Raw genomic sequence first — 22894 nt, forward strand, 5'->3', positions numbered from 1 at the left:
CCATGCTAGACGCAAGCCCAACCAAGACCGTCACCTTCAACCTGAACGGCGAAGATGTCACCGTGCCCGAGGGCTGGACCATCTGGGAAGCCGCCAAGGGGCAGGGGTTCACAATTCCGCACTTGTGCCACAAGCCGCAGCCGGGCTATCGCCCCGACGGCAACTGCCGTGCCTGTATGGTTGAGGTAGAAGGCGAGCGCACACTGGTCGCCTCGTGCATCCGTCCCGTGGCCGAAGGGATGGTCGTCAAGAGCGACAGCGACCGCGCCGAGAAGTCGCGCGCCATGGTGATGGAGCTGCTGGTTGCTGACCAGCCCGAACAGCCGCACGACACATCCAGCCACTTCTGGGACATGGCCAAGCTGAATGATGTCAGCGACAGCCGCTTCCCCGCCAAAGAGGCGGATAAAATCCCGCTGCTGGATGACAGCCACGTCGCGATGCGCGTCAATTTGGACGCCTGCATCAATTGCAACCTCTGCGTCCGGGCCTGCCGCGAAGTGCAGGTGAACGACGTGATCGGCATGGCCGGTCGTGGTCATACCGCTGAAATCGTGTTCGACCAGAACGACCCGATGGGTGCGTCAAGCTGTGTGGCCTGTGGCGAATGTGTTCAGGCCTGCCCGACGGGTGCCCTGATGCCTGCCACAGTCCTGGATGGCCAGCAAAAGGGTGACAGTAAGGACTACGATAGCGAAACCGAAAGCGTCTGCCCGTTCTGCGGCGTGGGCTGCAAGGTCTCGCTCAAGGTCAAGGACGGCAAGGTCAAATACGTTGAGGGCATCAACGGCCCGGCAAACGAAGGCCGTTTGTGTGTCAAAGGCCGCTTCGGCTTTGACTACATCCACCACCCGCATCGCCTGACCAAGCCACTGATCCGGCGCGAGGATGCACCGGCCAAAGGGCTGAACGTCGATCCCGGCGATCTGTCGACCCATTTCCGCGAAGCCTCGTGGGAAGAGGCGATGGACCTGGCCGCCACCAAGCTCAAAGCGCTGCGCGAAGAAGACCCGCGTTCGGTTGCTGGCTTTGGCTCAGCGAAATGTACCAACGAGGAGGCCTACCTCTTCCAGAAGTTCATCCGCCAGGGCTTCCGCCACAACAACGTCGACCACTGCACCCGTCTGTGCCACGCTTCATCCGTTGCGGCGCTGATCGAAAATGTGGGCTCGGGCGCTGTGACCGCGACCTTCAACGAGATCGTGAATGCGGATGTGGCGATCATCATCGGTTCGAACCCGATCGAAAACCACCCCGTTGCCGCGACCTATTTCAAGCAGTTCGCCAAGCGTGGCGGCAAGCTGATCGTCATGGACCCGCGCGGCGTTGGCATGCGCAAGTTCGCCGACGAAATGCTGCAGTTCCGTCCCGGTGCGGATGTCTCGATGCTCAACGCGATCATGAATGTGATCGTCGAGGAAGAACTGTATGACAGCCAGTACATCCACCGCTGGACCGAGAACTGGGAAGCCGAGAAAGAGCACCTGCGCCAGTTCACGCCCGAAGCGATGGCGCCGATCTGTGGCATCGAGCCCGAGCAGCTGCGTCGTGTTGCACGCACGTTCGCAAACGCCAAGGCAGGCCTTATCTTCTGGGGCATGGGTGTCAGCCAGCACATCCACGGCACCGACAACTCGCGCTGCCTGATCTCGCTGGCTCTGATGACCGGCAACGTCGGCAAGCCAGGCGCAGGTCTCCACCCGCTGCGCGGCCAGAACAACGTGCAGGGTGCGTCCGATGCGGGCCTGATCCCGATGTTCCTGCCGGATTACCAGTCGGTGATGGACGATAGCATTCGTGCCAAGTTCAACTCTGTCTGGGAGGATGATCGCGACTTCTCGAACGAGAAGGGTCTGACCGTGACCGAGATCATCGATCAAGCCTATGCGGGCAACATCAAGGGCATGTACATCCAGGGTGAAAACCCGGCGATGTCCGACCCGGATGCCGATCACGCTCGGGCGGCTCTGGCCAATCTGGACCTGATGATCGTGCAGGACATCTTCCTGACCGAGACGGCGAACTACGCCGACATCATCCTGCCCGCCTCTGCGCTCTATGAAAAGAACGGCACCGTCAGCAACACCAACCGTCAGGTGCAGCGTGTGCGTCCTGCCGTGGCCCCTCCGGGTGAGGCGCGCGAGGATTGGGCGATCACTGTGGAACTGGGGCAGCGCATTGGGCTGAACTGGGATTACACGGATGTGTCTCAGGTGTTCAACGAGATGAAGCAGACCATGGCCTCGCTCGACAACATCACCTGGGAGCGGCTTGAGACCGAGACCATTACCTATCCGTCGCTGCATGAGACCGACCCCGGTCAGGCGATCGTGTTTGGTGATGGCTTCCCGCGTGCTGAAGGTCGGGCCAAGTTCACGCCTGCCAGCGTCATCCCGCCGGACGAGGCGCCGGACGAAGAGTATCCGATGATCGCCACCACTGGCCGTCAGCTGGAGCATTGGCACACCGGGTCGATGACCCGCCGGTCGCTGGTTCTGGACGCGGTGGAGCCCGAGGCCAACTGCTCGATGAACCCGCGCACCCTGAAACTGATGGGGGTTGAGCCGGGCGAGATGGTGCGTTTGACCACCCGTCGCGGTTCCATCGACATTATGGTGCGGGCTGACCGGGCGATTGCCGAGGATATGGTGTTCATTCCGTTTGCCTATGTCGAGGCGGCGGCGAACATCCTGACCAACCCGGCCATCGACCCCTATGGCAAGATCCCCGAGTTCAAGTTCTCGGCGATCCGCGTCGAAAAGATCGAAGACGCCATCGCGGCGGAATGATTGACGGCGCAGGCGATCCATATGGGTCGCCTGCACCCCAAACATATGCGGTTTCGTTGATCTGATAGCGTGATCGTGTCTATAGTCCTCTGGTATCGTTATGAAACTGGAGGCGACCCTTGAGCAGTTCCATTTCTGATGAGGCCCTGGCGCGACTGCCTTTTTGGGTAACACCGCCGGGTGAGACAGACGGTTTCCTGATCGTCGTCGGATGCGTTCTAGTGGCTGTTTTGCTGGGCTTTGGCGCGCTTTACTTCACGATCCAGGCGATCCCGGACCGGATGGCGTCTGGCGCACACAAGGTGCAGATGCAGCTGGTTGGGGTGCTGGGTCTGATATCGCTCTTTACACTGAACAATGCCTTTTGGATCGCTGCCATACTGATCGCAGCGGTGCCGTTGCACGAGATATTCCCGTCCCACATTTCAGGAACCGTGACGGGGGAAGACGATGCTTGAACTCATCTTCTCGGCCCTGATCACGATTGTGCCTGACTACCTGTATCGCCATTACAAACAGGGCAAACGTTGGGGGCATGAGATCACGCTCTTCAACGTTTGGTATGAGCTGCGATGGGGCCTGACGGCCTGCGCAATTCTGGCTGTGACCCTGATCACCGTGATCTTCTACTTTCACCCCTCGACCCACAATGTTTCGGCCGCGTTTCGCACCGTGACTGTGCTGTCCGACCGCGCAGGCCGGGTGGCAGAGGTCTATGTGCAGAACAACGACCAGCTAAAAGCGGGCGACCCGATCTTTCGCCTGGACACCACGCGGCAAGAGGCGGCAGCCGAAACCGCACGACGCCGCATTGACGAAATTGATGCGGCCCTTGGGCTGATGACTACAGAGATCGCAGCGGCTGAAGCTCGTCTCAGTAGCGCCACTGCCGACCTGAACCAGGCGCGTGATGACCTGGATCGTCGCCAATCCTTGGCCGAGCGGAATAATTCCACGGTCAGCGAGCAAGAGTTGGAGCGGTTGCAGACCGCCGTGTCCCGTGCCGAAAGCCAACAGGCGGCTGCCACGGCGGCGCTGGATGGCGCAAAACTTCGCCAGACAATCTTGCTCCCCGCACAGCGCGAAACCGCACGCGCCACATTGCAGGAAGCCGAGAATGAGATCGCGAAGTCCACGGTTTTTGCCGAAGTGGATGGGACGGTGAAGCAATTCCTGCTCAAACCCGGAGACATCGTGAACCCGATCCTGCGACCGGCTGGCGTTCTGGTTCCTGATGTCACAGGGCAGGGGCGTTTCATTGCAGCTTTTGGTCAGATCTCGGCGAGCGTGGTGAAGCCTGGGATGCTGGTGGAAATTACCTGTCCTGCAAAACCGTTGACCATCATTCCGATGGTCGTCGGCGACGTACAAAACGCAATTGCCGCCGGACAGTTCCGCCCCGGCGATGCGTTGTTGGACCAACAGGACCGGGTGCGACCGGGGACTGTGACGGTGTTCCTTGCTCCGATATTTCCCGCGCACTTGCAAGACATCCCACCCGGCAGCGCCTGCGTCGGCGTCGCCTACACCAGCCGTGCAAAAGAAATCGAAGCCGGAGAGATCAAGGGCTTCTCGGCTTTCATCGCTCGGCTGGTCGACGGCATGGGCATCGCCAACGCCATCGTTTTACGAGCGCAGGCGATCGTGTTGCCGGTCAAGGCGCTGGTTTTCTCGTAATTCGGTTCAACCGGCGACCCAGCTTTGGGTTTGCGCCGCCTTTTCCTTGAGCCACAAGACATCAAAGCCCGCGATGACCCGATAGCCGCGCGCCACCAGCCCCTTGGCCTGATCCCCGTTCAGTGCTGCGTTGCCAAGCGGTATGCCCGCAGCGTTGGCGGCGGCTTCGACCCGAGCGAGAGCCTCGACCACCTCGGGGTGATCGAACTGACCCATGTGGCCCAGATCCGTGGATAGGTCGAACAGGGCAGGGACCAACAGGTCAATGCCCGGTACAGCGCAGATGGCGTCGATGTTGTCCACCGCGTCGCGGGTTTCGACCAGTAGGCAGCAGACAAGCTGATCCTCTATCTTCGATGGGTATTCAGGCAGAGCGGTTTGCCAGCGGGAATGGGCGATGAATGGGCCAAACCCCCGGTTTCCGTTTGGCGGATACCGCATGGATGCAACAGCGCGCTCTGCATCCTGCGGTGTCCGGACCAACGGGAAAACCAACCCCTCGGCGCCCAAATCCAGCACTCGCTTGGCCAGAGCCGTGTCAATTTCGGGCAGGCGGACCAGTGGCGCGCACTCTGTGCCTTGAGTGGCGGCGATCATGGCGTGAGCTGTGCCATAGTCGATGGCACCATGCTCCATGTCGATAATCACCCCGTCCGATCCGGCTGCGGCCATGGCTTGGGTCACCACCGCCGAGGGGATGGTCGCGATGTTCATTGTCATGCAGTCTGTGCTGTTGTTCAGCCTGTCTTTGAAACTTGGCATTCAAATTCCTCCAATCAATTCCGAAGAGCTTAACACGAAAAAAGACAATCCCGAGGATCATGTTAATGTGCGGCCAAACGCCAGAGCAGGAGCCCCCCTTATGCCGCGCCGATTTGTCGATCTGTCTGTCCCTTTGGAAATGGGCATCGTGTCCGACCCGCCCATCATGCTGCCCGAGATCGAGTACCTGAGCCATGATCAGACTGCCGGGCAGGTCATGTCGTTTTTTCCGGGTCTGACGCGTGAGGATTTGCCGGGTGGTGAAGGTTGGGCCATTGAGCGGTTGAAGATCGCCACCCACAATGGCACCCATCTGGACGCGCCCTATCACCACCATTCGACCATGAACAACGGTCAGAGGGCGATCACCATCGACGAGGTGCCATTGGAATGGTGCATGAACCCCGGCGTGAAACTGGACTTTCGCCATTTTGATGACGGTTATGTGGTGACTGCGGCAGATGTTGAAGCAGAATTGACGCGGGTCGGTCACGATTTGCAGCCGCTAGACATTGTTGTGGTCAACACTTCAGCAGGAGCGCACTACGGCCAGCCTGATTACTTGATGAAGGGCTGCGGCATGGGGCGTGAGGCAACGCTTTATCTGACCGAACGGGGTGTGCGGGTGACTGGCACTGATGCATGGAGCTGGGATGCGCCGTTTCCGTTGACGGCTCAGACCTATGCCAAATCCGGTGACCCTTCAATCATCTGGGAGGGGCACAGGGCGTCGATGGACATTGGTTATTGCCATATGGAGAAGCTGTCGAACCTTGAGGGCCTGCCACCCAACGGGTTCGAAATCTCGTGCTTTCCGTTCAAGATCAAAGGCGCCTCAGCCGGGTTCATTCGGGCTGTGGCGATTTTCGAGGATTGAGTTCAGAGCACGCCGATCTCGGCAAGCGCCCTGTTCAACTCGTCCGGGATCGGGTCATCCTGCGTACGCCCCTTGGGCAGATCGGGCGGGGTATCTTCTGGTTTTAGGTAGCGCCAGCCCTGAAATGGGCGTTTCAGGGCCGTCTGGGTTCGGTGCAGCTGGGGATCTAGTACGATGGCACAGCGGCGAATGCCGTCCGAGCCTATGACTTCATCCATTCGCAGGATTTTCTGACGGCATTGGATGACGCCTTTGATGACCCAATAGATCGAGCCGCCATTGAGAATCTCGGCCTCACGCTTGGGCCACATGCGGGTGACATGGCGGGGTAATCCGTCTTCGGTCTGGGCAGCGCGGCTTTGCTGCCAGGCATCAAGCGTCTCGGGCGATTCCGTCCCGACCGAGAGTTTGATGAGATTTACGTACTTATTCACAGCTTGCCCACAGAGTCGTCCCCGGTTTCAACTTCATATTGTAGCTTGATGGTTGCAGTCATCAAGGTGTTGTGGATGTCATCACAATTGGTTTAATCTGTACGCCTCTTCCAAGACAGGGAATCAGCCAATGAGCCGCTTTGCCGCCCCCATCGCCGAGCAAATCTGGGATATGAAATACCGCTTTAAGCAGGCGGATGGAACGCCCATCGACGTAACCGTCGAGGACAGCTGGCGACGGATCGCCCGTGATCTGGCCCGGGTCGAGAAAGATCCGACGCATTGGGAAGAGCGGTTTTTTGGGGCTCTGGAAGATTTCAAATACCTTCCAGCTGGCCGTATCACCGCCGGTGCTGGCACCGCGCGTCAGGTGACCCTGTTCAACTGCTTTGTCATGGGCACCGTGCCCGACAGCATGGGCGGCATCTTTGACATGTTGAAAGAGGCGGCGTTGACCATGCAGCAGGGTGGGGGGATCGGCTATGATTTCTCGACCATCCGTCCGCGGGGCGCGGATGTACACGGCGTGGCGGCCGATGCATCGGGCCCGCTGTCGTTCATGGATGTCTGGGACGCGATGTGCCGCACCATCATGTCCGCGGGCTCGCGTCGTGGCGCGATGATGGCCACCATGCGCTGCGATCACCCGGACATCGAGCAGTTCATCACTGCCAAATCCGACCCGGCGCGCCTGCGCATGTTCAACATGTCGGTCCTGGTCACCGATCCCTTCATGGAGGCCGTAAAGGCGGACGGTCCTTGGGAGCTAGTTTTTGGCGACAAGGTCTATCACACGGTTCAGGCCCGTGATCTGTGGAACAAGATCATGCAGGCCACATATGACTATGCCGAGCCGGGCGTGATCTTTATCGACCGGATCAACAAAGCCAACAACCTGAGTTACGTGGAGACCATCGCCGCGACCAACCCCTGTGGTGAGCAGCCTCTGCCGCCCTATGGCGCATGCCTGCTCGGGTCGATCAACATGGCCCGTTTGGTCAAGAACCCGTTCGAAAAGGACGCCGAGCTTGACCCTGACGCGATGCAGGAATTGGTCGCCACCGCTGTACGCATGATGGACAACGTGGTCGATGCCTCTAAATTCCCGCTGCCCGAACAAGCGGCCGAGGCGCAAGCCAAACGCCGGATTGGTCTGGGCGTCACGGGCCTTGCCGATGCGCTGTTGATGCTGGGCCTGCGCTATGGCTCGGACGAGGCGGCGCGTCAGACCGAGCGCTGGTTGCACGCGATCGCCCGCGCCGCGTATTTGGCGTCGGTGGAATTGGCGAAGGAAAAGGGGGCGTTTCCCTTGTTCGATGCCGAGAAATATCTGGCCAGCGGCACAATGCAGGCGATGGACGACGACGTGCGCGAGGCAATTCGCGAGCACGGCATCCGCAACGCTTTGCTGACGTCGATCGCACCAACCGGAACCATTTCGCTTTACGCGGGCAATGTCAGCTCGGGCATCGAGCCAGTCTTCGCCTACGCCTATACCCGCAAGGTACTGCAAAAGGACGGTTCGCGCACCGAAGAAGAGGTCGTGGATTATGCCGTGCAGCTGTGGCGCGACAAGTTCGGCGACAAGGAGTTGCCGGACTACTTCGTCAACGCCCAGACCTTGGCCCCAACCGATCACGTCAAGATGCAGGCCGCTGCGCAGAAGTGGATCGACAGTTCGATCTCAAAAACCATCAACTGCCCCGAAGACATCTCGTTCGATGCGTTCAAGGACGTCTACATGCAGGCTTGGGATCAGGGCTGCAAAGGGTGCACGACCTACCGCCCGAATGACGTCACAGGGTCCGTTCTGACCGTATCGGAAAGTTCGGAAAAGGCGCCGGGCGAAAGTGCTGATGCCCCGCACGAAGTCGAAGGCGGCGATGTGATCTACATGTCAGAACCGCTGGATCGCCCGCAGTCGCTTGAGGGCTCGACCTACAAGCTCAAATGGCCTGACAGTGAGCATGCAATCTACTTGACCATCAATGACATCATCATCGGCGGCCGTCGTCGCCCGTTCGAAGTGTTCATCAATTCCAAGAATATGGAGCACTATGCTTGGACGCTGGCACTGACCAGGATGATTTCGGCGGTGTTCCGACGTGGTGGCGATGTCTCCTTTGTTGTAGAAGAACTGAAAGCCGTGTTTGACCCGCGCGGGGGGGCCTGGGTGCAGGGCAAATACATCCCTTCGATCCTGGCGGCGATTGGTGGTGTGATCGAGCAACACATGGTGGCGATCGGGTTCTTGGAGGGCGAGGGCATGGGCTTGAAGTCCGATCCGCAGGCGCAGGTGGTCAACACCGACACAAACCGCGGCAAGGCCTGCCCCAGCTGCGGCCAGTTTGACCTGGTCATGATCGAAGGCTGCATGACCTGCCGCAGTTGCGGGCATTCCAAGTGTGGCTGACCCGGCATGGGCTCAAATTCTTGTGAAAGCTCGCATCAGTTTGCAATTTGACCAGCTTAAACTGCAATTTTGACCACTAAAAGTTTGCCACCGCCCTCAAAGGGGCGGTGGCTCTCTATTTTCTGGGATGTGTCGTGATGAGTTGAGTGGCTTCACATCAAGTCTTCTTAGCCTCGCAAGGCTCAGCTAAACTCAGATAGTTGAAGCGTTGCTTCAGAGTTTATCAAACACCGATCCAAGCCGAGGAGCAGACAAGCCTTTATTAGTCTTCAACGAACTGGCGCCGGTCATGCCTGCGACAACGTCACATATCACCCTCAGGACATTGCCTTCTGTTTTGAATGTGTCTGTCGTTACACCCGCCAGGCACTTGCCGCAGAAGTTTGGAACCGCATGGGTTCTGAAGATGGGCTGGAGGTACTCTATGGGCTGTTCTTGCGCCACGGACAGCCAGAGTTCGTCCGAAGCGACAACGGCCCGGAAGTTGCATCACAGGTTACTCAGCGCTGTCTCGAGAGAGTTGGGGTAAGACCGACCCGGATCCTCCCGGGTTCACCCCAGAAGAACGGGGACAACGAAGGCTCAACGGAACGCTCCGCCGCGAGGTTCTCGATTCCGAATGGTTCACAAACACCGGGCAGGCACAGATCGCGATCAATTGCTGGCTGGAACAACACAACCACACCCGATCCCATCAGGCCCTCAACATGCGCCCACCAATGCCCGAAACTCTAATCCGAAATGGTCCATTGAAATGAGGCTGGGCACGGTACGATCAGTTTTCACTGACCACTTTTATCAGAACCTTAGCTTGCACTGATACCACGTGCCTCAAGAAGTCCAGTGAGCCAGTTTGGGTCCATCTCAGGCACCGAACTCAGCAGCAAATCAGTATAGGGATGATGTGGCGGGGTGAACATATCGACCTTGGGCCCCTGTTCGACAACGCGGCCCTTCTGCATCACGACCACCTCGTCGGCGATGGCGCGGACAGTGGCCAGATCGTGGGTGATGAACATATACGCCAGGTTCATTTCGCGCTGGATTTTGTCCAGAAGCTTTAAAATCCCCTCGGCCACCAATTGATCAAGCGCCGAAGTCACCTCGTCACAAACGATGAATTCCGGCTCTGCCGCCAAGGCGCGGGCAATGCCGATGCGCTGCTTCTGGCCACCTGACAGTTCGGTTGGATAGCGGTTGATATACTGATCCGGTTCCAGCTCGATCTGATCCATCAGCGCCCGAACCCGTTCGGTGGCGGCGCGCCCGCGCAGGCCCAGATAGAACTGCACAGGGCGGCCAATGATTTCACCCAGGGTTTGTTTGGGATTAAGTGCTGTGTCGGCCATCTGATAGATCATCTGGGCTTTGCGCAGCTGGTCTTTGCTACGCCTGCGAAAGTGACCCGGCATCTCCTGACCGTCAAACAGAACGCGGCCATCGCGCGGAGGCAGCAGGCCGGTGATGACCCGCGCCGTAGTGGACTTGCCAGACCCGCTTTCACCCACCACGGCCACGGTGCGCCCCGCATGGATGTCAAAGCTCACATTCTCCAGCACGGGCGTCGCGCCATAGGCCGCAGTCACGTTTTCGACCCGCACAATGGGCACCGCATTCGCCGCCGGGGCTGGTTTCGGCTGGGCCTCCATCGAGCGCACGGCCCAGAGTGATTTGGTGTAGTCCTGTTTCGGGGCCGACAGCATGGTGACGGTGTCAGCCTCTTCGACCTCATCCCCTTTCAGCAGCACTTTGATCCGGTCGGCCATCTGCGCCACCACGGCCAGATCGTGGGTGATGTAAATTGCGGCAGTGTTGTATTCGCGTACGATGTCGCGGATCGCGCTGAGCACCTCGATCTGTGTGGTGACGTCCAGCGCCGTAGTCGGCTCGTCAAAGATGATCAGATCGGGGCGACAAGACATTGCCATGGCGGTCATCGCCCGTTGCAATTGCCCGCCCGAGACCTGATGCGGATAGCGAAAGCCGATCTGATGCGGTTCGGGCAGTTGCAGTTTCTCGAACAGCTCGACCGCTTCCTCTTCGGCCTGTTTGCGGTTCATGACACCGTGCACAACCGGGCCTTCGCAGTACTGGTCGATCAATTTGTGGGCCGGGTTGAACGACGCCGCTGCTGATTGCGCCACATAGGCGATGCGCACACCGCGCAAATCCTCGGCGCTGCCGGCGCGCAAATCCGCCCCGTCAAAGTTGATGGTTCCGCCCGAGATGCGACACCCATCCCGGCAATAGCCCATGGCCGCCAAGCCAATGGTTGATTTACCGGCGCCGGATTCCCCGATCAGGCCCAACACTTCGCCCTTTTTCAGATCTATGTCGACGCCATGTACGATCTCGATCCAGTCATCACCGGTGTTTCCCTCAATGCGCAGATCGCGGATGGTCAGGAGTTGTTCGCTCATGTTTCTCTCCTTCTTTAGCTCTTCAGCCCGGATGCGCGATGCAGCATCCAATCCACGATAAAATTCACTGCGATGGTCAGCAGGGCGATGGCAGCGGCAGGCAGCAATGGTGTGACATCACCAAAGGTGATCAGCGCAGCGTTGTCGCGCACCATCGAGCCCCAATCGGCGGTTGGCGGCTGCAGGCCGAGCCCCAGAAAAGACAGGGCCGAGATGGCGAGGAATACAAAGCAGAAGCGCAATCCGAATTCGGCCACCAGCGGCGGCATGATGTTGGGCAAAATCTCTTTGCGGATGATCCAGACCAGACCTTCTCCGCGCAGCTGAGCCGCCTCGACAAAATCCAGCACGATCACGTTCATCGACACCGCCCGCGCAAGCCGGAACACCCGCGTCGAATCCAGTACAGCGATCACCAGCACCACCGAAACGATTGATGTGCCAAAGATGGTCAGCAGCAGCAGCGCAAAGATCAGCGACGGCACTGACATCAGCACATCGACAATGCGCGAGAATATCTGATCGATCCAACCCCCCATGGTCGTTGCCAGAAGCCCCATCGCTGCACCCAGCAGAAAGGCCAACGCAGTGGTGACAAGCGCGATCCCCACGGTGTTGCGCGCCGCATAGATCAGTCGGCTCAACATATCGCGGCCCAGATTGTCGGTACCCAGTAAATACGGCGCGCCCCAGGGTTCGAATTCAGAGCCCACAATCTCGGTCTCGCCAAACGGAGCGAGAACCGGCGCGAAGGCCATCACGATGACATAGAACGCCACGGTCAGGATGCCGAACCAGGCGGTTGGTGGCGCTTTTTTCAGGTCTTTCCACATCAGCGCGGCCCCCTATTTGCGGTGCATCAGGCGCGGGTTGGTCGCAATCGACAGCACATCCGCAGTGAGGTTCAGTAGGATATAAACGGTGGCGAAGATCAGGCAGGCGGCTTGCACCACAGTCACGTCGCGCTTGGCCACGCTATCGACCAGCAACTGTCCAAGACCGGGATAGACAAACACCACTTCGATCAGCACCACGCCAGTGATCAAATAGGCCAGGTTCAACGCCACGACGTTGATGATCGGGGCCAACGCATTTGGCAGCGCATGTTTGACGATCACACGCAGTCGTTTCATGCCTTTCAGCCCTGCCATCTCGATATAGGGTTGCGCCAGAAGGTTGATGATTGATGCCCGGGTCATCCGCATCATGTGCGCAGTAACAACCAGCGTCAGCGTCAGCGCGGGCAAAAAGCCCCGGTACAGGAATTCAGTGAATGGAGCGCCATCTTCAATAGCGGCAAGCGCCGGAAACAGACCCAGTTTCGAAGAAAAGATCAGGATCAGGATGTAGGCCACGAAAAATTCGGGGAACGAAATCGAAGCCAACGTGAATATGTTCACCACCCGATCAAAGATCGTGTTGCGATACAGCGCGGCCAGCAGACCCAGTGTGATGGCAATTGGCACCGCAATGACAGCGGCATAGATCGCCAGTTTGATCGTATTCACGAACCGGTTTCCGATCAATTCGCCAATATCACGGCCATTGGCCAATGAAGTTCCAAAGTCACCCTGAATCGCGCCCCCGAGCCAGTTTACATACCGTTGGTAGGCAGGCTGGTTAAGGCCGAGTTGTTCGCGAAGCTCGGCCAAAGTCTCTTCGGTTGCACCTTGTCCCAGCAACTCCTGTGCCAGATCCCCTGGCAACATCTCGACCGCGCCAAAGATCAGAAGGGAGACAACAAACAGCGTCAGTAACCCGATCCCCAATCGCTGCAGGATCATTTTCATCAGTGCATGCATGGCGAAGTCCCCCCTTTGTCCGGATCAGTCGGCAAGGAACATCATGAAATACTTCTTCATGTGCCCCTCTTGCCGCCAAATCCCGTTAAAACCTTTGGGCATGAAAAAGCTGTCACCGACCTCGAACACTTCTTCGTGGCCCGCCGCGTCGATGATGGTGCAGCTGCCTTCGAGCACGACCATGAATTCATCCGCGGCATAGTCGGTGATCTGCTCGGCATAGGCCGTGCTTTCCCAGATGCCCACCCGCGAGCGCCCGGCCATGTCGCGGCACTGGTCGAAGTAGATCAGGTTGCGGTCCTGTGGGGTGCCCTCGATCACGCCGTCATGGGTGACGTCCTGCCACGGGTTGAAGGTGGCGCCGTCGCCATCAGGATGCAGGCGGATGACGGGGATGTTCTGTTCGGTCATGAGTTGTCCTTCATTCTGCCGCATCCGCATGGGCGGCCTGTCTGTTCAAAGAAAAGCGTTCACGGGCATAGGACACGTCCTGTGCGGCCTGCCCGATTTCCCGACCCAGCCGGTGCCCGGCAAAAACGGCGTGGGCGATCAGACCCGGCGCAACGCAATCGCCGATGGGGGTCACGGAGTTGATCCCGGCCTCGGCAAGCGGTTGTTGCGTCAGCGCATCAAACAGCGCGCTATCCGGTCGGCGGCTGGTTAGCATCAGCAGGTGATCGCCCTCGCGCGTGACGCTTTGCCCCGTTAAGCCATCCACAAAGGTGAACTGGCCCTGCGTGGCGTCAGACAGGGTGAACTCTTGCGACACGGACACACCGCGCTCGACCATCCGTGCCCGCAACCGGCGCTGTTCCAGTGTCAGCCGGGTCCAGCGAGCAAAAGTTTCATGCGGGGTTACAATCTCGACCGTCGCGCCCTGTTTGAGAAGCTGTTCGGCCAGTGCGGCCGCCAGATACGACCCGTCATCGTCATAGATCACCACATGGCCTGACACCTGGTTGCCGTCCATCACGTCATCGGGCGTCAGTACCGGAGGCAGGTCCAGCGGGCGGTAATGACTGCGCCCAACCCCATCGGCCCGCCAGCGCGCGCCGGTGGCCAGAACCACGTTTTCAAAACCAAAGTCCAGCACATCTTCTGCCCCAAGCAGAGAGGAATGGTACAGATCCACGTTGGCCATCTGTCGTAGCTGCAACAGCCTGTGTTCGCGCACGCGGATCCACTCGGCCAGCCCCGGCAGCGCGCTTTCGCGCCGGATCCGGCCACCAAAATCACTCGCGGCCTCGGCGACCGCCACGTCATAGCCGCGTTTGGCCAAGACCAGCGCCGCCTCGAGCCCCGCAGGGCCAGATCCGACGATCAGCGCGTTTTCGGGAGATCCAATGCGTGACACGATCTCGGGGTGCCAATCACGGCGCCATTCCTCCATCATTGTCGGATTCTGGGTGCAACGCATGGTCGTGAATGAATTCTCGCCCGAAATGCACAGGTTGCAGCCAATGCATTCGCGGATTTCGTCCACTCGGCCGGTCCGCACTTTTTCTGGCAGGAACGGATCGGCAATCGAGGGCCGCGCACAGCCGACCAGATCCATCACACCGCGCCGGACCTGACCGGCCATGGTATCGGGTGAGGTAAAGCGGCCCACACCGACCACCGGCTTGTCAGACACCTGTTTGACAAACGAGATCAGATCCTCTTGATGCCCTTCGCCCGCAAAGCGCGAGGTGGCGCTGTCATGACCCCAGTCATTGATGTTAACATCCCAAAGGTCGGGCATGTTTGCAGTCGCTTCGACGATGTCGCGCAGCTCGTCCCGTTCAATGATCCGGTGCCGCTGCAACTGCGCGACCGAGAAACGGATCGCGACAGCGCAACGGTCCCCCACCGCATCTTTGGTATCCGCCAAGACCTCATGAAACAGCCGCATCCGGTTTTCCAGCGATCCGCCGTATTCGTCCGAGCGGTCATTCAGGTAGGGCGAGAAGAACTGAGACAGGATCGAGTTTTCGTGGCTGCAATACAGGTAAACGATATCGAACCCGGCCTCGCGCGCCCTTATCGCGGCCTCGCGGTGACGGCGGCGAAACGCCTTGATATCGCTTTTGTCCATTACCCGCGACTGGCGTGGATCGATCGCCTCAAGGATCGGACGTGAGGATGGCCCCATCGGGAGCTCGCGGCTGATGCGGTTGCTGGCTGCCATGCCGAAATGCGCCAACTCGCATCCCGCCAGCGCGCCGTGTTCGTGGATCGCATCCACGGTGAGGCGCTGCACATCGACATCCCCTGCATCCCACAGTCGCTGCATGGCAAAAGGGGCGATGTCGCTATAGGCATCGACCATCAGGTTTTCGGTGCAGACCACACCCCATCCACCTTCGGCCTTCATTCCCCGCATCGCAGCGATCACATGAGGCGCGGCATCCCCGATGCCGTTGCAATGGGGCACTTGATATAATCTGTTCGGGGCCGTGACCGGGCCAATCTGTACCGGTTCAAACAATAGGGAATGGGCTTTCGCCAGGCTCATACAGGAACCCTTTTGCGCCAGAGAAAAAGAGGGCGGCGCGGGACAAGCCCAACGCCGCCACAGTCGGGGATTTATTAGGTGAACCACCAGCGGTTGGCGATTTTATAGCCATCCATATCCGCGTGTTTTGCCACCTGATCGGCGTGCGCTACCTTGTTGGAATGCGCCGAAACATAGCTGGCAAACATCGGGATGACCGATCCACCGCGTTCGTTCAGGATCGCCTGAAGTTGCCAATACATGTCCTTGCGCTTGGCGGTGTCCAACTCGGACCGCGCCGCGACCAGAAGCTCGTTGAAGTCCGGGAAATCCATGAAGGATTCATTCCAGGCCGCGCCGCCCTCATAAGCGGTGGTCAGCGTGCGGTCTTCGATCGGGCTGCCATTCCAGTATGAGAACGACCAGGGCTTTTTCATCCAAACGTTGGACCAATAACCATCCGCCGGCTCGCGCACCACGTCCAGAGTGATACCTGCAGGGGCCGCGTGCTCTTTATAAAGAACCGCTGTGTCCACTGCGCCGGCAAAGGCTGCGTCCGAGGGGTGAATGCCCACGGTCAACGAGTCCAGGTCAGCCTGTTTCAGATAGTGCTTCGCCTTGTCCGGATCATAGGTGCGTTGCGCCAGCTCGCTGTTAAAGAACCGGTTGGCCGAGGAAATCGGGTGGTCGTTGCCCACCGAGCCATAGCCACGCAGAACGGTTTTGACGACGGCTTCTCGGTCGATGCCATGCTTCAGCGCCAGACGGATGTTATTGTCTGTGAACGGGTTCGTGGTGATGTTCATCGGCAGCGTGTAGTGCTGCATCCCCTTGACCTCTTGAACGGTGATGCCCGACTGCCGCTTGAGCAGGTGCACCGTGTTCAGATCCACCCGGTCGATGTAATCCACATCGCCTGACACCAACGCATTGGTGCGCGCGGTGCTGTCGGCAATCGTGATGAATTCAACCGAGTCAAAGTTCTGACCGTCGCCATAGAAATTGTCATTGCGGCTGGTGCGGGCACGGACGCCGGGGTCAAAGCTTTCCAACTTGTAGGGACCAACACCGATACCATCACGCGCGGCGACTTCGACGCTGCCGCCGTCCGATGGCATGATGACCAGGCGAAAGTCGGACAGAATGAACGGGAAATCCGCGTTGCCGCCGTTCAGCTCGATCACAACGGTGTTTGCATCGGGGGCCGAGATGTTCGTGACCGGATCAAGGAAAGGCTTGGCAGACGAGGTGCTTTCGCCCCGGTGGTGATTGAGCGATGCGATCACGTCATTTGCGTCGATGGTCTTACCATTGTGCGCAGTGACACCCGAGCGGATCTTGAAGGTCCATGCCGTGGCGTCAGAACTGGCTTCCCAGCTTTCGGCGACTGCGGATTGCAGGGTGCTGTCAGTGCCCACTTCGGTCAGCGATGAATGAATCGTCGACCCCAGCGTTTGCGAGAAAGCGTTTGCATAGGTGGCCGGATCCAACGAGTCGGTGGTTGAGCCGCCGCCGACGCCGATGCGGAAATTACCGCCCTTGTTGGGCGTCGCCGCCTGTGCCTGGCTGCCAATTAGCCCAGCGGGCACAGCTGCCATCAGCCCTAGCGCACTGGCCTGTTGCAGAAAGCCGCGCCGCGACAACCGGTTCTCGGACAGTTCGCGCTTTAGAAATTCGAACCGTGTATAATCTGGCATCTGATGTCCTCCCATCTTGCTGGTCGCTGACCATGTTCTGCTGGGGACACTTCCATAAACGGGCACACAATGTGGATTTCGCTAGTTTTAGCTTGTTTTAGCGAAAGATCTCTTTTAGCGAAAACTAGCTAAAGAATTTGCGGGGATTTGGAAAAAAGTGACGGACCAGGACGCCCCATTCAGCGCCAATCTGAAGATGATCGTGACACGAGAAGCATCTGTTTCCGATCTGTGTCGCAAACTGTCGATCAACCGGCAGCAGTTTGCCCGCTATCTTTCCGGGCAAACCCGCCCGTCCCCCCACAACACGCGCAAGATCGAAGTGCATTTTGGGTTGGAGCCAGGGGCGTTGTCCTGGTCCAAGGCCGAGTTCCAACGCAATTATGTGAACCTGCCGCTGACAAGCGCGTCCGACCACCAGGTCAACAAACTGGTGAACGAGGCTTTTTCGCCCGACTTACGGCGGCTCAGACCCTATTTGGGCTATCATCATGCCTATTTCTACTCGTTTGGGTGGCAGGGCAAGATCATGAAAACGCTGGTGCACCTGTATGAACAGGACGGACAGGTGCTGTCCAAAACCATCGAACGGTTGCGGGATCCGGTGACTGGCCACCGGTTCGTTTTCAAATACCGGGGTCTCGTGACGATGAAAGCCGAGCGTCTGTTCATCGCTGAAACCAGCACTATGTCGGCCGGGGAAATGGCCCTGACTATTCTCTATGGGACCTATCGTAGTCAGGCGACGAAACTATCGGGTTTGACCATGGGGTCTTCCAGCGCATCGCGGCGCGACCCCACTGTGGCGCGGGTAATTTACAACAAGATCGGTAACAATATCGACCTGCGTAAGGCACTGGGGGCGTGTGGCTTGTATCTGCCAAATTCACAAGATGTTCCCTCGGGTATCGCGCCATTGCTTGATAACCATCTGGATCCTGCGTTTGATGTGTTGACGGCCAGGCCGGTTGAATAAACGAAGGCCCATTCGTGTCGTTTTGTGTTGTGGGTGCGGCAACACTTGCGGCCTCAAACATACATTGGCTGGGCCGTGCCAGTTCTTCCCTGCGTTCACCCGGAAATCTTCCATTGTGATTGCGCTGCCCGCGTCACTGACAAGAAATGCGTTGAGATTTGCAATCTCTTCAGGTTGCGCAAGGGTTCTCTTAGGGGGGGACGCCGCATGGCTTGCATAGACATCGGCACGCCGTATCCCGGATTTTTCGGTGGTCTGATCCAAAAGGGACTTTAGCATTTCCGCCTATATCCCTGTCGGGCTGACACTGACGCAGGTGATCCCATGCGCAGCACACTCGGGACGCACACTTCTGCCAAGGCCAAAAGACCCGCCTTTGAAGCGCAATTCGTGCCTGCATCCCCGGCAGAGGGCAACGCAAGACCTCGGTCACATACGATAAACGCATGTGCAAACGCCACAACCGGATCGAAATCATATTTGGCACGCTCAAGCAGCAGAAGCACGTCGCAGCCCACTATGACTGCTGTCCTAGGGTTCCCCTTTCAGCAATCGCTCGCAGCAAGCATCATCTATTGATTGGAAAGCCCGACTGTAAGCTACTGGTTTTCTCCAACCCAAGACATCGACGTTTTGGAAATGGTCGAGATATCAAGATTTCCATCGACAACCACCTGATTTCTCCCTTTGTGTTTTGCCACATAGAGCAACTCGTCTGCCTGCTTAAGCAGCGATGCCCCGTCAACCGAATCCGCGCCGAGTGCAGAAAGCCCAATGCTAACGGTCAGGCAGATTCTGTTGCCATCTGTCTTGATTTCCTGCTGCATTACGTTTTTGCGCAAGCGTTCGCATGCAATGAATGCGCCTGAAAGATCTGTTTCAGGGAACACCAGAGCGAATTCTTCACCGCCGAGCCTGCCAACAAGGTCAATTGTGCGGAACTCTCTGATCAGCATCCTGGACAGTTGCTGTAGAACCTTGTCGCCCGCGTCGTGACCATAGGTGTCATTGATGCGCTTAAAGTGATCCACATCCAGCATGGCAACGGAAAGCGGTTGGCCAATTTTGGCGGCACTCTGAAAGTTTGCCTCAAGCGTTTTGAGAAAGGGCCGACGGTTCGATACTTGGGTCAGAGGATCAGTGTTCGCTTCGATCTGCAGCAGGTCGTATGCTTTTGTCAGTTCTCGGATACTCAGAATTCCGACCAGCTTCTTGTCCTCAAGCACTGGCATGTGCCGGAACGAATGCTCATTCATCAACCGCAGGACAAACGCCACCTCGTCCTCGGGACTACAGGATACGACAGACGTGCTCATTACCTCTGAGACACGCTGATTGCACGCCGACGCATCCAGGCTGGCGACAACTGGGATTAGGTCTCGCTCAGATACGATGCCAATCAAATTGTTATGGTCATCGGTGACGACCAAGGCGCCAAGCCTGTGCTCAAGCAACAGTTGAGCGGTCTCCCGTAAAGTGAAATCAGGACTGACCCCTTTAACGTCAGCCGATCTCTTGGACAGCAATAATGTTTCGACTTTCACTTCCCGCTCCTTAATTCACCCAGGGGCAAGATGGCGGGAAATTGTAAATTAGTGCTGAAGATGCTCAAACCGAAAATCGAGCGGGGCACCTCACGCGGGCAATGATTGCACGACGGTTCGAGCGTCAGTATGGCGGTGCTGAAGTTAAGCGCCCATTCCGCTCCTCATCTGGCAGCCAGTCATTGTCTTTTCCGAAACGTATGATCAACGCGCAGAGCTTGCGGTCATACGCTGAGTTTGACGAATTAATGGGTTCCGAACCTGGGTGAAGGATAAACGAATCGGCCCTCAAGTAATGAGCCGACAAGTTGTGCGGGACTAGAAACGCTGTATGGATATGTACAGAATTTGGGTGTAATTCCGGCTAATTTTGACAGATTTCCGAAGCCAAAACGACTGCGGTGATTTTCATAATATTTGTCTTGGGGGATGCTAATGGTGCTGCTGGAGAGAATTGAACTCTCGACCTCTCCCTTACCAAGGGAGTGCTCTACCTCTGAGCTACAGCAGCGCCGTGGGGGGGTGATTAGACTCAAACGAAACGGGGTGCAAGGGCATCTGGACGGTTTTTTTTGGCTCCTGTACAGAAGAAGCATGGCAGACAAAGATACACCCAGAAATAAGGCAAAAACCGAGGCGTCGCGCGAAGACAGGCTCAAGGCGGCGCTAAAGGCGAACCTAGGGCGGCGCAAGGCGCAGGCCAAGGCGCGCTCGGTTCAAAACGACGGTAACGAGGAAGGCGAGGGGTAAGAGCAGATGGATTCGATTCTGGTCACAGGGAACGGCGCGCTTAGCGGCCAGATCCCGATTGCAGGGGCAAAGAACGCGTGTCTGACGCTGATGCCGGCCACACTTCTCAGCGAAGAACCGCTTACGCTGACCAACGCGCCGCGCTTGAGTGACATCAAGACGATGACTGCATTGTTGCAATCACTGGGGGCCGAAGTGTCAACATTGCAGGACGGGCAGGTCATTGCGATGTCCAGCCACGACCTGACAAGCCACACAGCGGACTATGACATCGTGCGCAAGATGCGCGCGTCCAATCTGGTTTTGGGGCCGCTGTTGGCGCGGTTCGGCCAGGCGGTTGTGTCGCTGCCGGGCGGCTGCGCGATCGGGGCGCGCCCGATGGATTTGCACACTGACGGTCTTGCCGCGCTTGGGGCCGAGATCGAGCTTAAAGACGGCTATTTGCATGCCAAGGCGCCCGGTGGCCTTAAAGGGGCTGTGCATGAGATGCGCTTTGCCTCGGTTGGCGCGACTGAGAATATCGTGATGGCGGCAACGCTGGCCAAGGGCACCACGGTTCTCAAAAACGCGGCCCGCGAGCCCGAGATCGTCGACCTGGTCGACTGTCTGCGGAAGATGGGCGCGCAGATTTCGGGTGAAGGGACATCTACCATTGAAATCCAGGGCGTCGACCGGCTGCATGGCGCGACGCATCAGGTGGTCACCGACCGCATTGAGCTGGGCACCTATATGTTGGTGCCTGCGATCTGCGGGGGTGAGGTTGAACTGCTCGGCGGTCGCATGGATCTGGTGGGGGCTTTTGTCGAAAAGCTTGACGCTGCCGGGATCAGCGTCGAAGAGACCGAAAAGGGTCTGAAAGTGTGCCGCCGCAACGGTCGCGTGAAAGCGGTCGACGTGACAACCGAGCCGTTCCCCGGTTTCCCGACTGATCTGCAGGCGCAGATGATGGCGCTTCTTTGCACGGCAGAAGGCACCAGCGTTCTGGAAGAGAAGATCTTTGAGAATCGCTTCATGCATGCGCCCGAGCTTATGCGCATGGGGGCCAATATCGAGGTTCAGGGTGGAACAGCCACTGTGACCGGGGTTGAGCAACTCAAAGGAGCGCCGGTGATGGCCACCGATTTGCGGGCCAGCGTGTCGCTGATCCTTGCGGGTCTGGCTGCCGAAGGGGAAACTGTGGTCAGTCGGGTCTATCACTTGGATCGTGGATATGAGCATGTGGTGCGCAAGCTCGAAGGTGTGGGCGCAAAAATCGAACGGATCAAGAGCTGATGGCAGACGCAACATTCGAAGACGGCCGTGAGGCACCGCTGAACCTTGGTGCGTTGGACGCCGAAGATCTCAAGGTCATTTCGACCCTGACGCAGGACGCGGTGTTTCCGATCACGGAAATGTCCTGGCGCGCGGCTGAACGGCGGTTTGCGCTGTTGCTCAACCGGTTCCGGTGGGAAGACGAGGACGCGGCTCGCAAACGGGGCCGCGCGTTTGAGCGGGTGCAATCGGTTCTGGTAGTGGACAATGTTCTGGGCGTTTCCAGCCAGGGCATCGACCGGTCGGACGCGGACACGGTTCTGTCGCTGCTCTCGGTTGCCTTCGAGGCTGGAGAGGATGGCGCGGGTCATGTGCTGCTGACATTGGCGGGCGATGGTGCGATCCGTTTGCAGGTTGAGGCGCTTGAGGTGTCGCTGCGCGATGTAACGCGCCCCTATCTGGCGCCGTCGAAACACGTACCCAACCATCCTGAGTGATGCAGAACAAACGGGGCATTTCGCAAACCTTTGGCGCGGTGCCCCGGGGCCGGGTTGTGCGCCCGGCCACCGTGTTTGACGTCTTTGACATGAGCGCGATCCTGATCCGCTCGATCACCCAATTGTGCGGGGCCGATCACAAGGGCGATCCAGATCAGATCGCCGCCTGGACCGCAAACAAGACGCCCGATGGCCTGCGGCAGTGGTTCGCGGGGGATCACGTGTTGTGGGTGGCGGAATGGGACGGGCAGATTTGCGGCGTTGCGGCGGCATCCCCCAAGGGCGAGGTTTCGGTGCTCTACGTTGATCCACCAGCCACCGGACGTGGCGTGGGATCTGCGCTGTTGCAGCAGGTCGAAGGGCACTTGCGAGAGGCTGGATTTGCGGAAGCGTATCTCAAAAGTACGTATACGGCACAGGCGTTTTATCTGCGTCTTGGATGGCAGCGGGCGGGTGATGAGTTGCGGATGATCAAGTCGCTTTGATCCGGTCGCTTTGCCGCAAGAGGCGCATACGGCTTGAGGCCTTGGAG

Annotated in this window: 21 protein-coding genes, 1 tRNA gene and 2 pseudogenes; 13 read left to right on the forward strand and 11 right to left on the reverse strand. The window is 58.4% G+C overall.

What is annotated here, in order from left to right; genetic code table 11:
* Positions 1–2: 2 nt before the first annotated feature.
* From fdhF to TRL7639_RS04590, 3 genes are all read left to right on the forward strand, one after another.
* Complete coding sequence (gene fdhF, locus TRL7639_RS04580) at positions 3–2789, forward strand: formate dehydrogenase subunit alpha (protein ID WP_085794591.1); 2787 nt, start codon at positions 3–5, stop codon at positions 2787–2789.
* Positions 2790–2908: 119 nt separating this feature from the next.
* Complete coding sequence (locus TRL7639_RS04585) at positions 2909–3247, forward strand: hypothetical protein (RefSeq protein ID WP_085794592.1); 339 nt, start codon at positions 2909–2911, stop codon at positions 3245–3247.
* Positions 3240–4466, forward strand: coding sequence for an HlyD family secretion protein (locus TRL7639_RS04590; protein WP_085794593.1), 1227 nt, complete (start codon positions 3240–3242; stop codon positions 4464–4466). Before TRL7639_RS04585 ends, TRL7639_RS04590 begins: the two co-directional genes overlap by 8 nt.
* Before the next feature lie 6 nt (positions 4467–4472).
* Here the strand turns inward: TRL7639_RS04590 and TRL7639_RS04595 are convergent, their stop codons facing one another.
* The gene (locus TRL7639_RS04595) at positions 4473–5186 is read right to left on the reverse strand and encodes an HpcH/HpaI aldolase family protein (protein ID WP_165759749.1); all 714 of its coding nucleotides are present in this window, start codon (positions 5184–5186) and stop codon (positions 4473–4475) included.
* Between the two features lie 142 nt (positions 5187–5328).
* On the opposite strand from TRL7639_RS04595, the gene TRL7639_RS04600 reads away from it, so the two are divergent.
* Positions 5329–6105, forward strand: a complete 777-nt coding sequence (locus TRL7639_RS04600) for a cyclase family protein (protein ID WP_085794595.1) — start codon at positions 5329–5331, stop codon at positions 6103–6105.
* A 2-nt stretch (positions 6106–6107) separates the two neighbouring features.
* Here the strand turns inward: TRL7639_RS04600 and TRL7639_RS04605 are convergent, their stop codons facing one another.
* Positions 6108–6539 (reverse strand): DUF1489 family protein, encoded by a 432-nt coding sequence (locus TRL7639_RS04605; protein WP_085794596.1) that lies wholly within the window; start codon positions 6537–6539, stop codon positions 6108–6110.
* A 130-nt stretch (positions 6540–6669) separates the two neighbouring features.
* Here TRL7639_RS04605 and TRL7639_RS04610 point away from each other — a divergent pair, with 130 nt between their 5' ends.
* The 3 genes and pseudogenes from TRL7639_RS04610 (at position 6670) to TRL7639_RS23540 (ending at position 9710) form a co-directional block, all read left to right on the forward strand.
* A complete protein-coding gene (locus tag TRL7639_RS04610) occupies positions 6670–8952 on the forward strand; it encodes an adenosylcobalamin-dependent ribonucleoside-diphosphate reductase (RefSeq protein ID WP_085794597.1) in 2283 nt (760 codons plus the stop codon).
* A gap of 324 nt (positions 8953–9276) precedes the next feature.
* Positions 9277–9450: pseudogene (locus tag TRL7639_RS23535) on the forward strand (IS3 family transposase); the annotation flags it as partial.
* A gap of 8 nt (positions 9451–9458) precedes the next feature.
* Positions 9459–9710 (forward strand): integrase core domain-containing protein, encoded by a 252-nt coding sequence (locus TRL7639_RS23540; RefSeq protein ID WP_370808936.1) that lies wholly within the window; start codon positions 9459–9461, stop codon positions 9708–9710.
* Between the two features lie 48 nt (positions 9711–9758).
* Here TRL7639_RS23540 and TRL7639_RS04620 read toward each other — a convergent pair whose 3' ends face one another.
* The 6 genes from TRL7639_RS04620 to TRL7639_RS04645 form a co-directional block, all read right to left on the reverse strand.
* Positions 9759–11372 (reverse strand): ABC transporter ATP-binding protein, encoded by a 1614-nt coding sequence (locus tag TRL7639_RS04620; protein WP_085794599.1) that lies wholly within the window; start codon positions 11370–11372, stop codon positions 9759–9761.
* A gap of 14 nt (positions 11373–11386) precedes the next feature.
* Positions 11387–12205, reverse strand: a complete 819-nt coding sequence (locus tag TRL7639_RS04625) for an ABC transporter permease (protein WP_085794600.1) — start codon at positions 12203–12205, stop codon at positions 11387–11389.
* A 12-nt stretch (positions 12206–12217) separates the two neighbouring features.
* A complete protein-coding gene (locus tag TRL7639_RS04630) occupies positions 12218–13174 on the reverse strand; it encodes an ABC transporter permease (RefSeq protein ID WP_085794601.1) in 957 nt (318 codons plus the stop codon).
* 24 nt (positions 13175–13198) lie between these two features.
* Positions 13199–13585: a cupin domain-containing protein gene (locus TRL7639_RS22775; RefSeq protein WP_165759750.1), complete on the reverse strand. Its 387-nt coding sequence runs from the start codon at positions 13583–13585 to the stop codon at positions 13199–13201.
* A 10-nt stretch (positions 13586–13595) separates the two neighbouring features.
* Complete coding sequence (locus TRL7639_RS04640; RefSeq protein ID WP_085794602.1) at positions 13596–15668, reverse strand: oxidoreductase; 2073 nt, start codon at positions 15666–15668, stop codon at positions 13596–13598.
* A 74-nt stretch (positions 15669–15742) separates the two neighbouring features.
* A complete protein-coding gene (locus tag TRL7639_RS04645) occupies positions 15743–17344 on the reverse strand; it encodes an ABC transporter substrate-binding protein (RefSeq protein ID WP_085794603.1) in 1602 nt (533 codons plus the stop codon).
* Positions 17345–17501: 157 nt separating this feature from the next.
* On the opposite strand from TRL7639_RS04645, the gene TRL7639_RS04650 reads away from it, so the two are divergent.
* On the forward strand, positions 17502–18320 hold the full coding sequence (locus tag TRL7639_RS04650) for a helix-turn-helix transcriptional regulator (protein ID WP_085794604.1): 819 nt from the start codon (positions 17502–17504) through the stop codon (positions 18318–18320).
* Here the strand turns inward: TRL7639_RS04650 and TRL7639_RS23545 are convergent.
* Positions 18231–18599 (reverse strand): SDR family oxidoreductase, encoded by a 369-nt coding sequence (locus TRL7639_RS23545; protein WP_085794605.1) that lies wholly within the window; start codon positions 18597–18599, stop codon positions 18231–18233. The genes TRL7639_RS04650 and TRL7639_RS23545 overlap by 90 nt on opposite strands.
* Positions 18600–18706: 107 nt before the next feature.
* On the opposite strand from TRL7639_RS23545, the pseudogene TRL7639_RS23280 reads away from it, so the two are divergent.
* Positions 18707–18877: pseudogene (locus TRL7639_RS23280) on the forward strand (IS5/IS1182 family transposase); the annotation flags it as partial.
* Between the two features lie 42 nt (positions 18878–18919).
* Here TRL7639_RS23280 and TRL7639_RS04660 read toward each other — a convergent pair.
* A complete protein-coding gene (locus TRL7639_RS04660) occupies positions 18920–19864 on the reverse strand; it encodes a diguanylate cyclase (RefSeq protein ID WP_110647102.1) in 945 nt (314 codons plus the stop codon).
* Positions 19865–20300: 436 nt separating this feature from the next.
* A tRNA-Thr gene (locus TRL7639_RS04665) sits at positions 20301–20375 on the reverse strand.
* 83 nt (positions 20376–20458) lie between these two features.
* Between TRL7639_RS04665 and TRL7639_RS23010 the strand changes: the two genes are divergently transcribed.
* From TRL7639_RS23010 to TRL7639_RS04685, 4 genes are read left to right on the forward strand one after another with little or no spacing between them, the layout of a single operon-like run.
* Entirely contained in the window at positions 20459–20614 is a 156-nt protein-coding gene (locus tag TRL7639_RS23010; protein WP_165759751.1) for a hypothetical protein, read from the forward strand.
* A 6-nt stretch (positions 20615–20620) separates the two neighbouring features.
* Positions 20621–21886 (forward strand): UDP-N-acetylglucosamine 1-carboxyvinyltransferase, encoded by a 1266-nt coding sequence (murA, locus tag TRL7639_RS04675; RefSeq protein WP_085794607.1) that lies wholly within the window; start codon positions 20621–20623, stop codon positions 21884–21886.
* A complete protein-coding gene (locus TRL7639_RS04680) occupies positions 21886–22362 on the forward strand; it encodes a DUF2948 family protein (protein WP_085794608.1) in 477 nt (158 codons plus the stop codon). Before murA ends, TRL7639_RS04680 begins: the two co-directional genes overlap by 1 nt.
* Positions 22362–22847, forward strand: a complete 486-nt coding sequence (locus tag TRL7639_RS04685) for a GNAT family N-acetyltransferase (RefSeq protein WP_085794609.1) — start codon at positions 22362–22364, stop codon at positions 22845–22847. Before TRL7639_RS04680 ends, TRL7639_RS04685 begins: the two co-directional genes overlap by 1 nt.
* Positions 22848–22894 lie beyond the last annotated feature (47 nt).

The sequence above is a fragment of the Falsiruegeria litorea R37 genome, assembly GCF_900172225.1.
In the GTDB taxonomy this organism is placed as follows: Bacteria; Pseudomonadota; Alphaproteobacteria; order Rhodobacterales; family Rhodobacteraceae; genus Falsiruegeria; species Falsiruegeria litorea.

Bases quoted from the DNA above. Each gene is read 5' to 3' on its own strand.
- fdhF (WP_085794591.1), top strand. From the start codon at position 3: ATGCTAGACGCAAGCCCAACCAAGACCGTCACCTTCAACCTGAACGGC.
- TRL7639_RS04590 (WP_085794593.1), top strand. From the start codon at position 3,240: ATGCTTGAACTCATCTTCTCGGCCCTGATCACGATTGTGCCTGACTAC.
- TRL7639_RS04595 (WP_165759749.1), bottom strand. From the start codon at position 5,186: ATGACAATGAACATCGCGACCATCCCCTCGGCGGTGGTGACCCAAGCC.
- TRL7639_RS04600 (WP_085794595.1), top strand. From the start codon at position 5,329: ATGCCGCGCCGATTTGTCGATCTGTCTGTCCCTTTGGAAATGGGCATC.
- TRL7639_RS04610 (WP_085794597.1), top strand. From the start codon at position 6,670: ATGAGCCGCTTTGCCGCCCCCATCGCCGAGCAAATCTGGGATATGAAA.
- TRL7639_RS04620 (WP_085794599.1), bottom strand. From the start codon at position 11,372: ATGAGCGAACAACTCCTGACCATCCGCGATCTGCGCATTGAGGGAAAC.
- TRL7639_RS04625 (WP_085794600.1), bottom strand. From the start codon at position 12,205: ATGTGGAAAGACCTGAAAAAAGCGCCACCAACCGCCTGGTTCGGCATC.
- TRL7639_RS04630 (WP_085794601.1), bottom strand. From the start codon at position 13,174: ATGCATGCACTGATGAAAATGATCCTGCAGCGATTGGGGATCGGGTTA.
- TRL7639_RS22775 (WP_165759750.1), bottom strand. From the start codon at position 13,585: ATGACCGAACAGAACATCCCCGTCATCCGCCTGCATCCTGATGGCGAC.
- TRL7639_RS04640 (WP_085794602.1), bottom strand. From the start codon at position 15,668: ATGAGCCTGGCGAAAGCCCATTCCCTATTGTTTGAACCGGTACAGATT.
- TRL7639_RS04645 (WP_085794603.1), bottom strand. From the start codon at position 17,344: ATGCCAGATTATACACGGTTCGAATTTCTAAAGCGCGAACTGTCCGAG.
- TRL7639_RS23545 (WP_085794605.1), bottom strand. From the start codon at position 18,599: ATGCTAAAGTCCCTTTTGGATCAGACCACCGAAAAATCCGGGATACGG.
- TRL7639_RS23010 (WP_165759751.1), top strand. From the start codon at position 20,459: ATGGCAGACAAAGATACACCCAGAAATAAGGCAAAAACCGAGGCGTCG.
- murA (WP_085794607.1), top strand. From the start codon at position 20,621: ATGGATTCGATTCTGGTCACAGGGAACGGCGCGCTTAGCGGCCAGATC.
- TRL7639_RS04680 (WP_085794608.1), top strand. From the start codon at position 21,886: ATGGCAGACGCAACATTCGAAGACGGCCGTGAGGCACCGCTGAACCTT.
- TRL7639_RS04685 (WP_085794609.1), top strand. From the start codon at position 22,362: ATGCAGAACAAACGGGGCATTTCGCAAACCTTTGGCGCGGTGCCCCGG.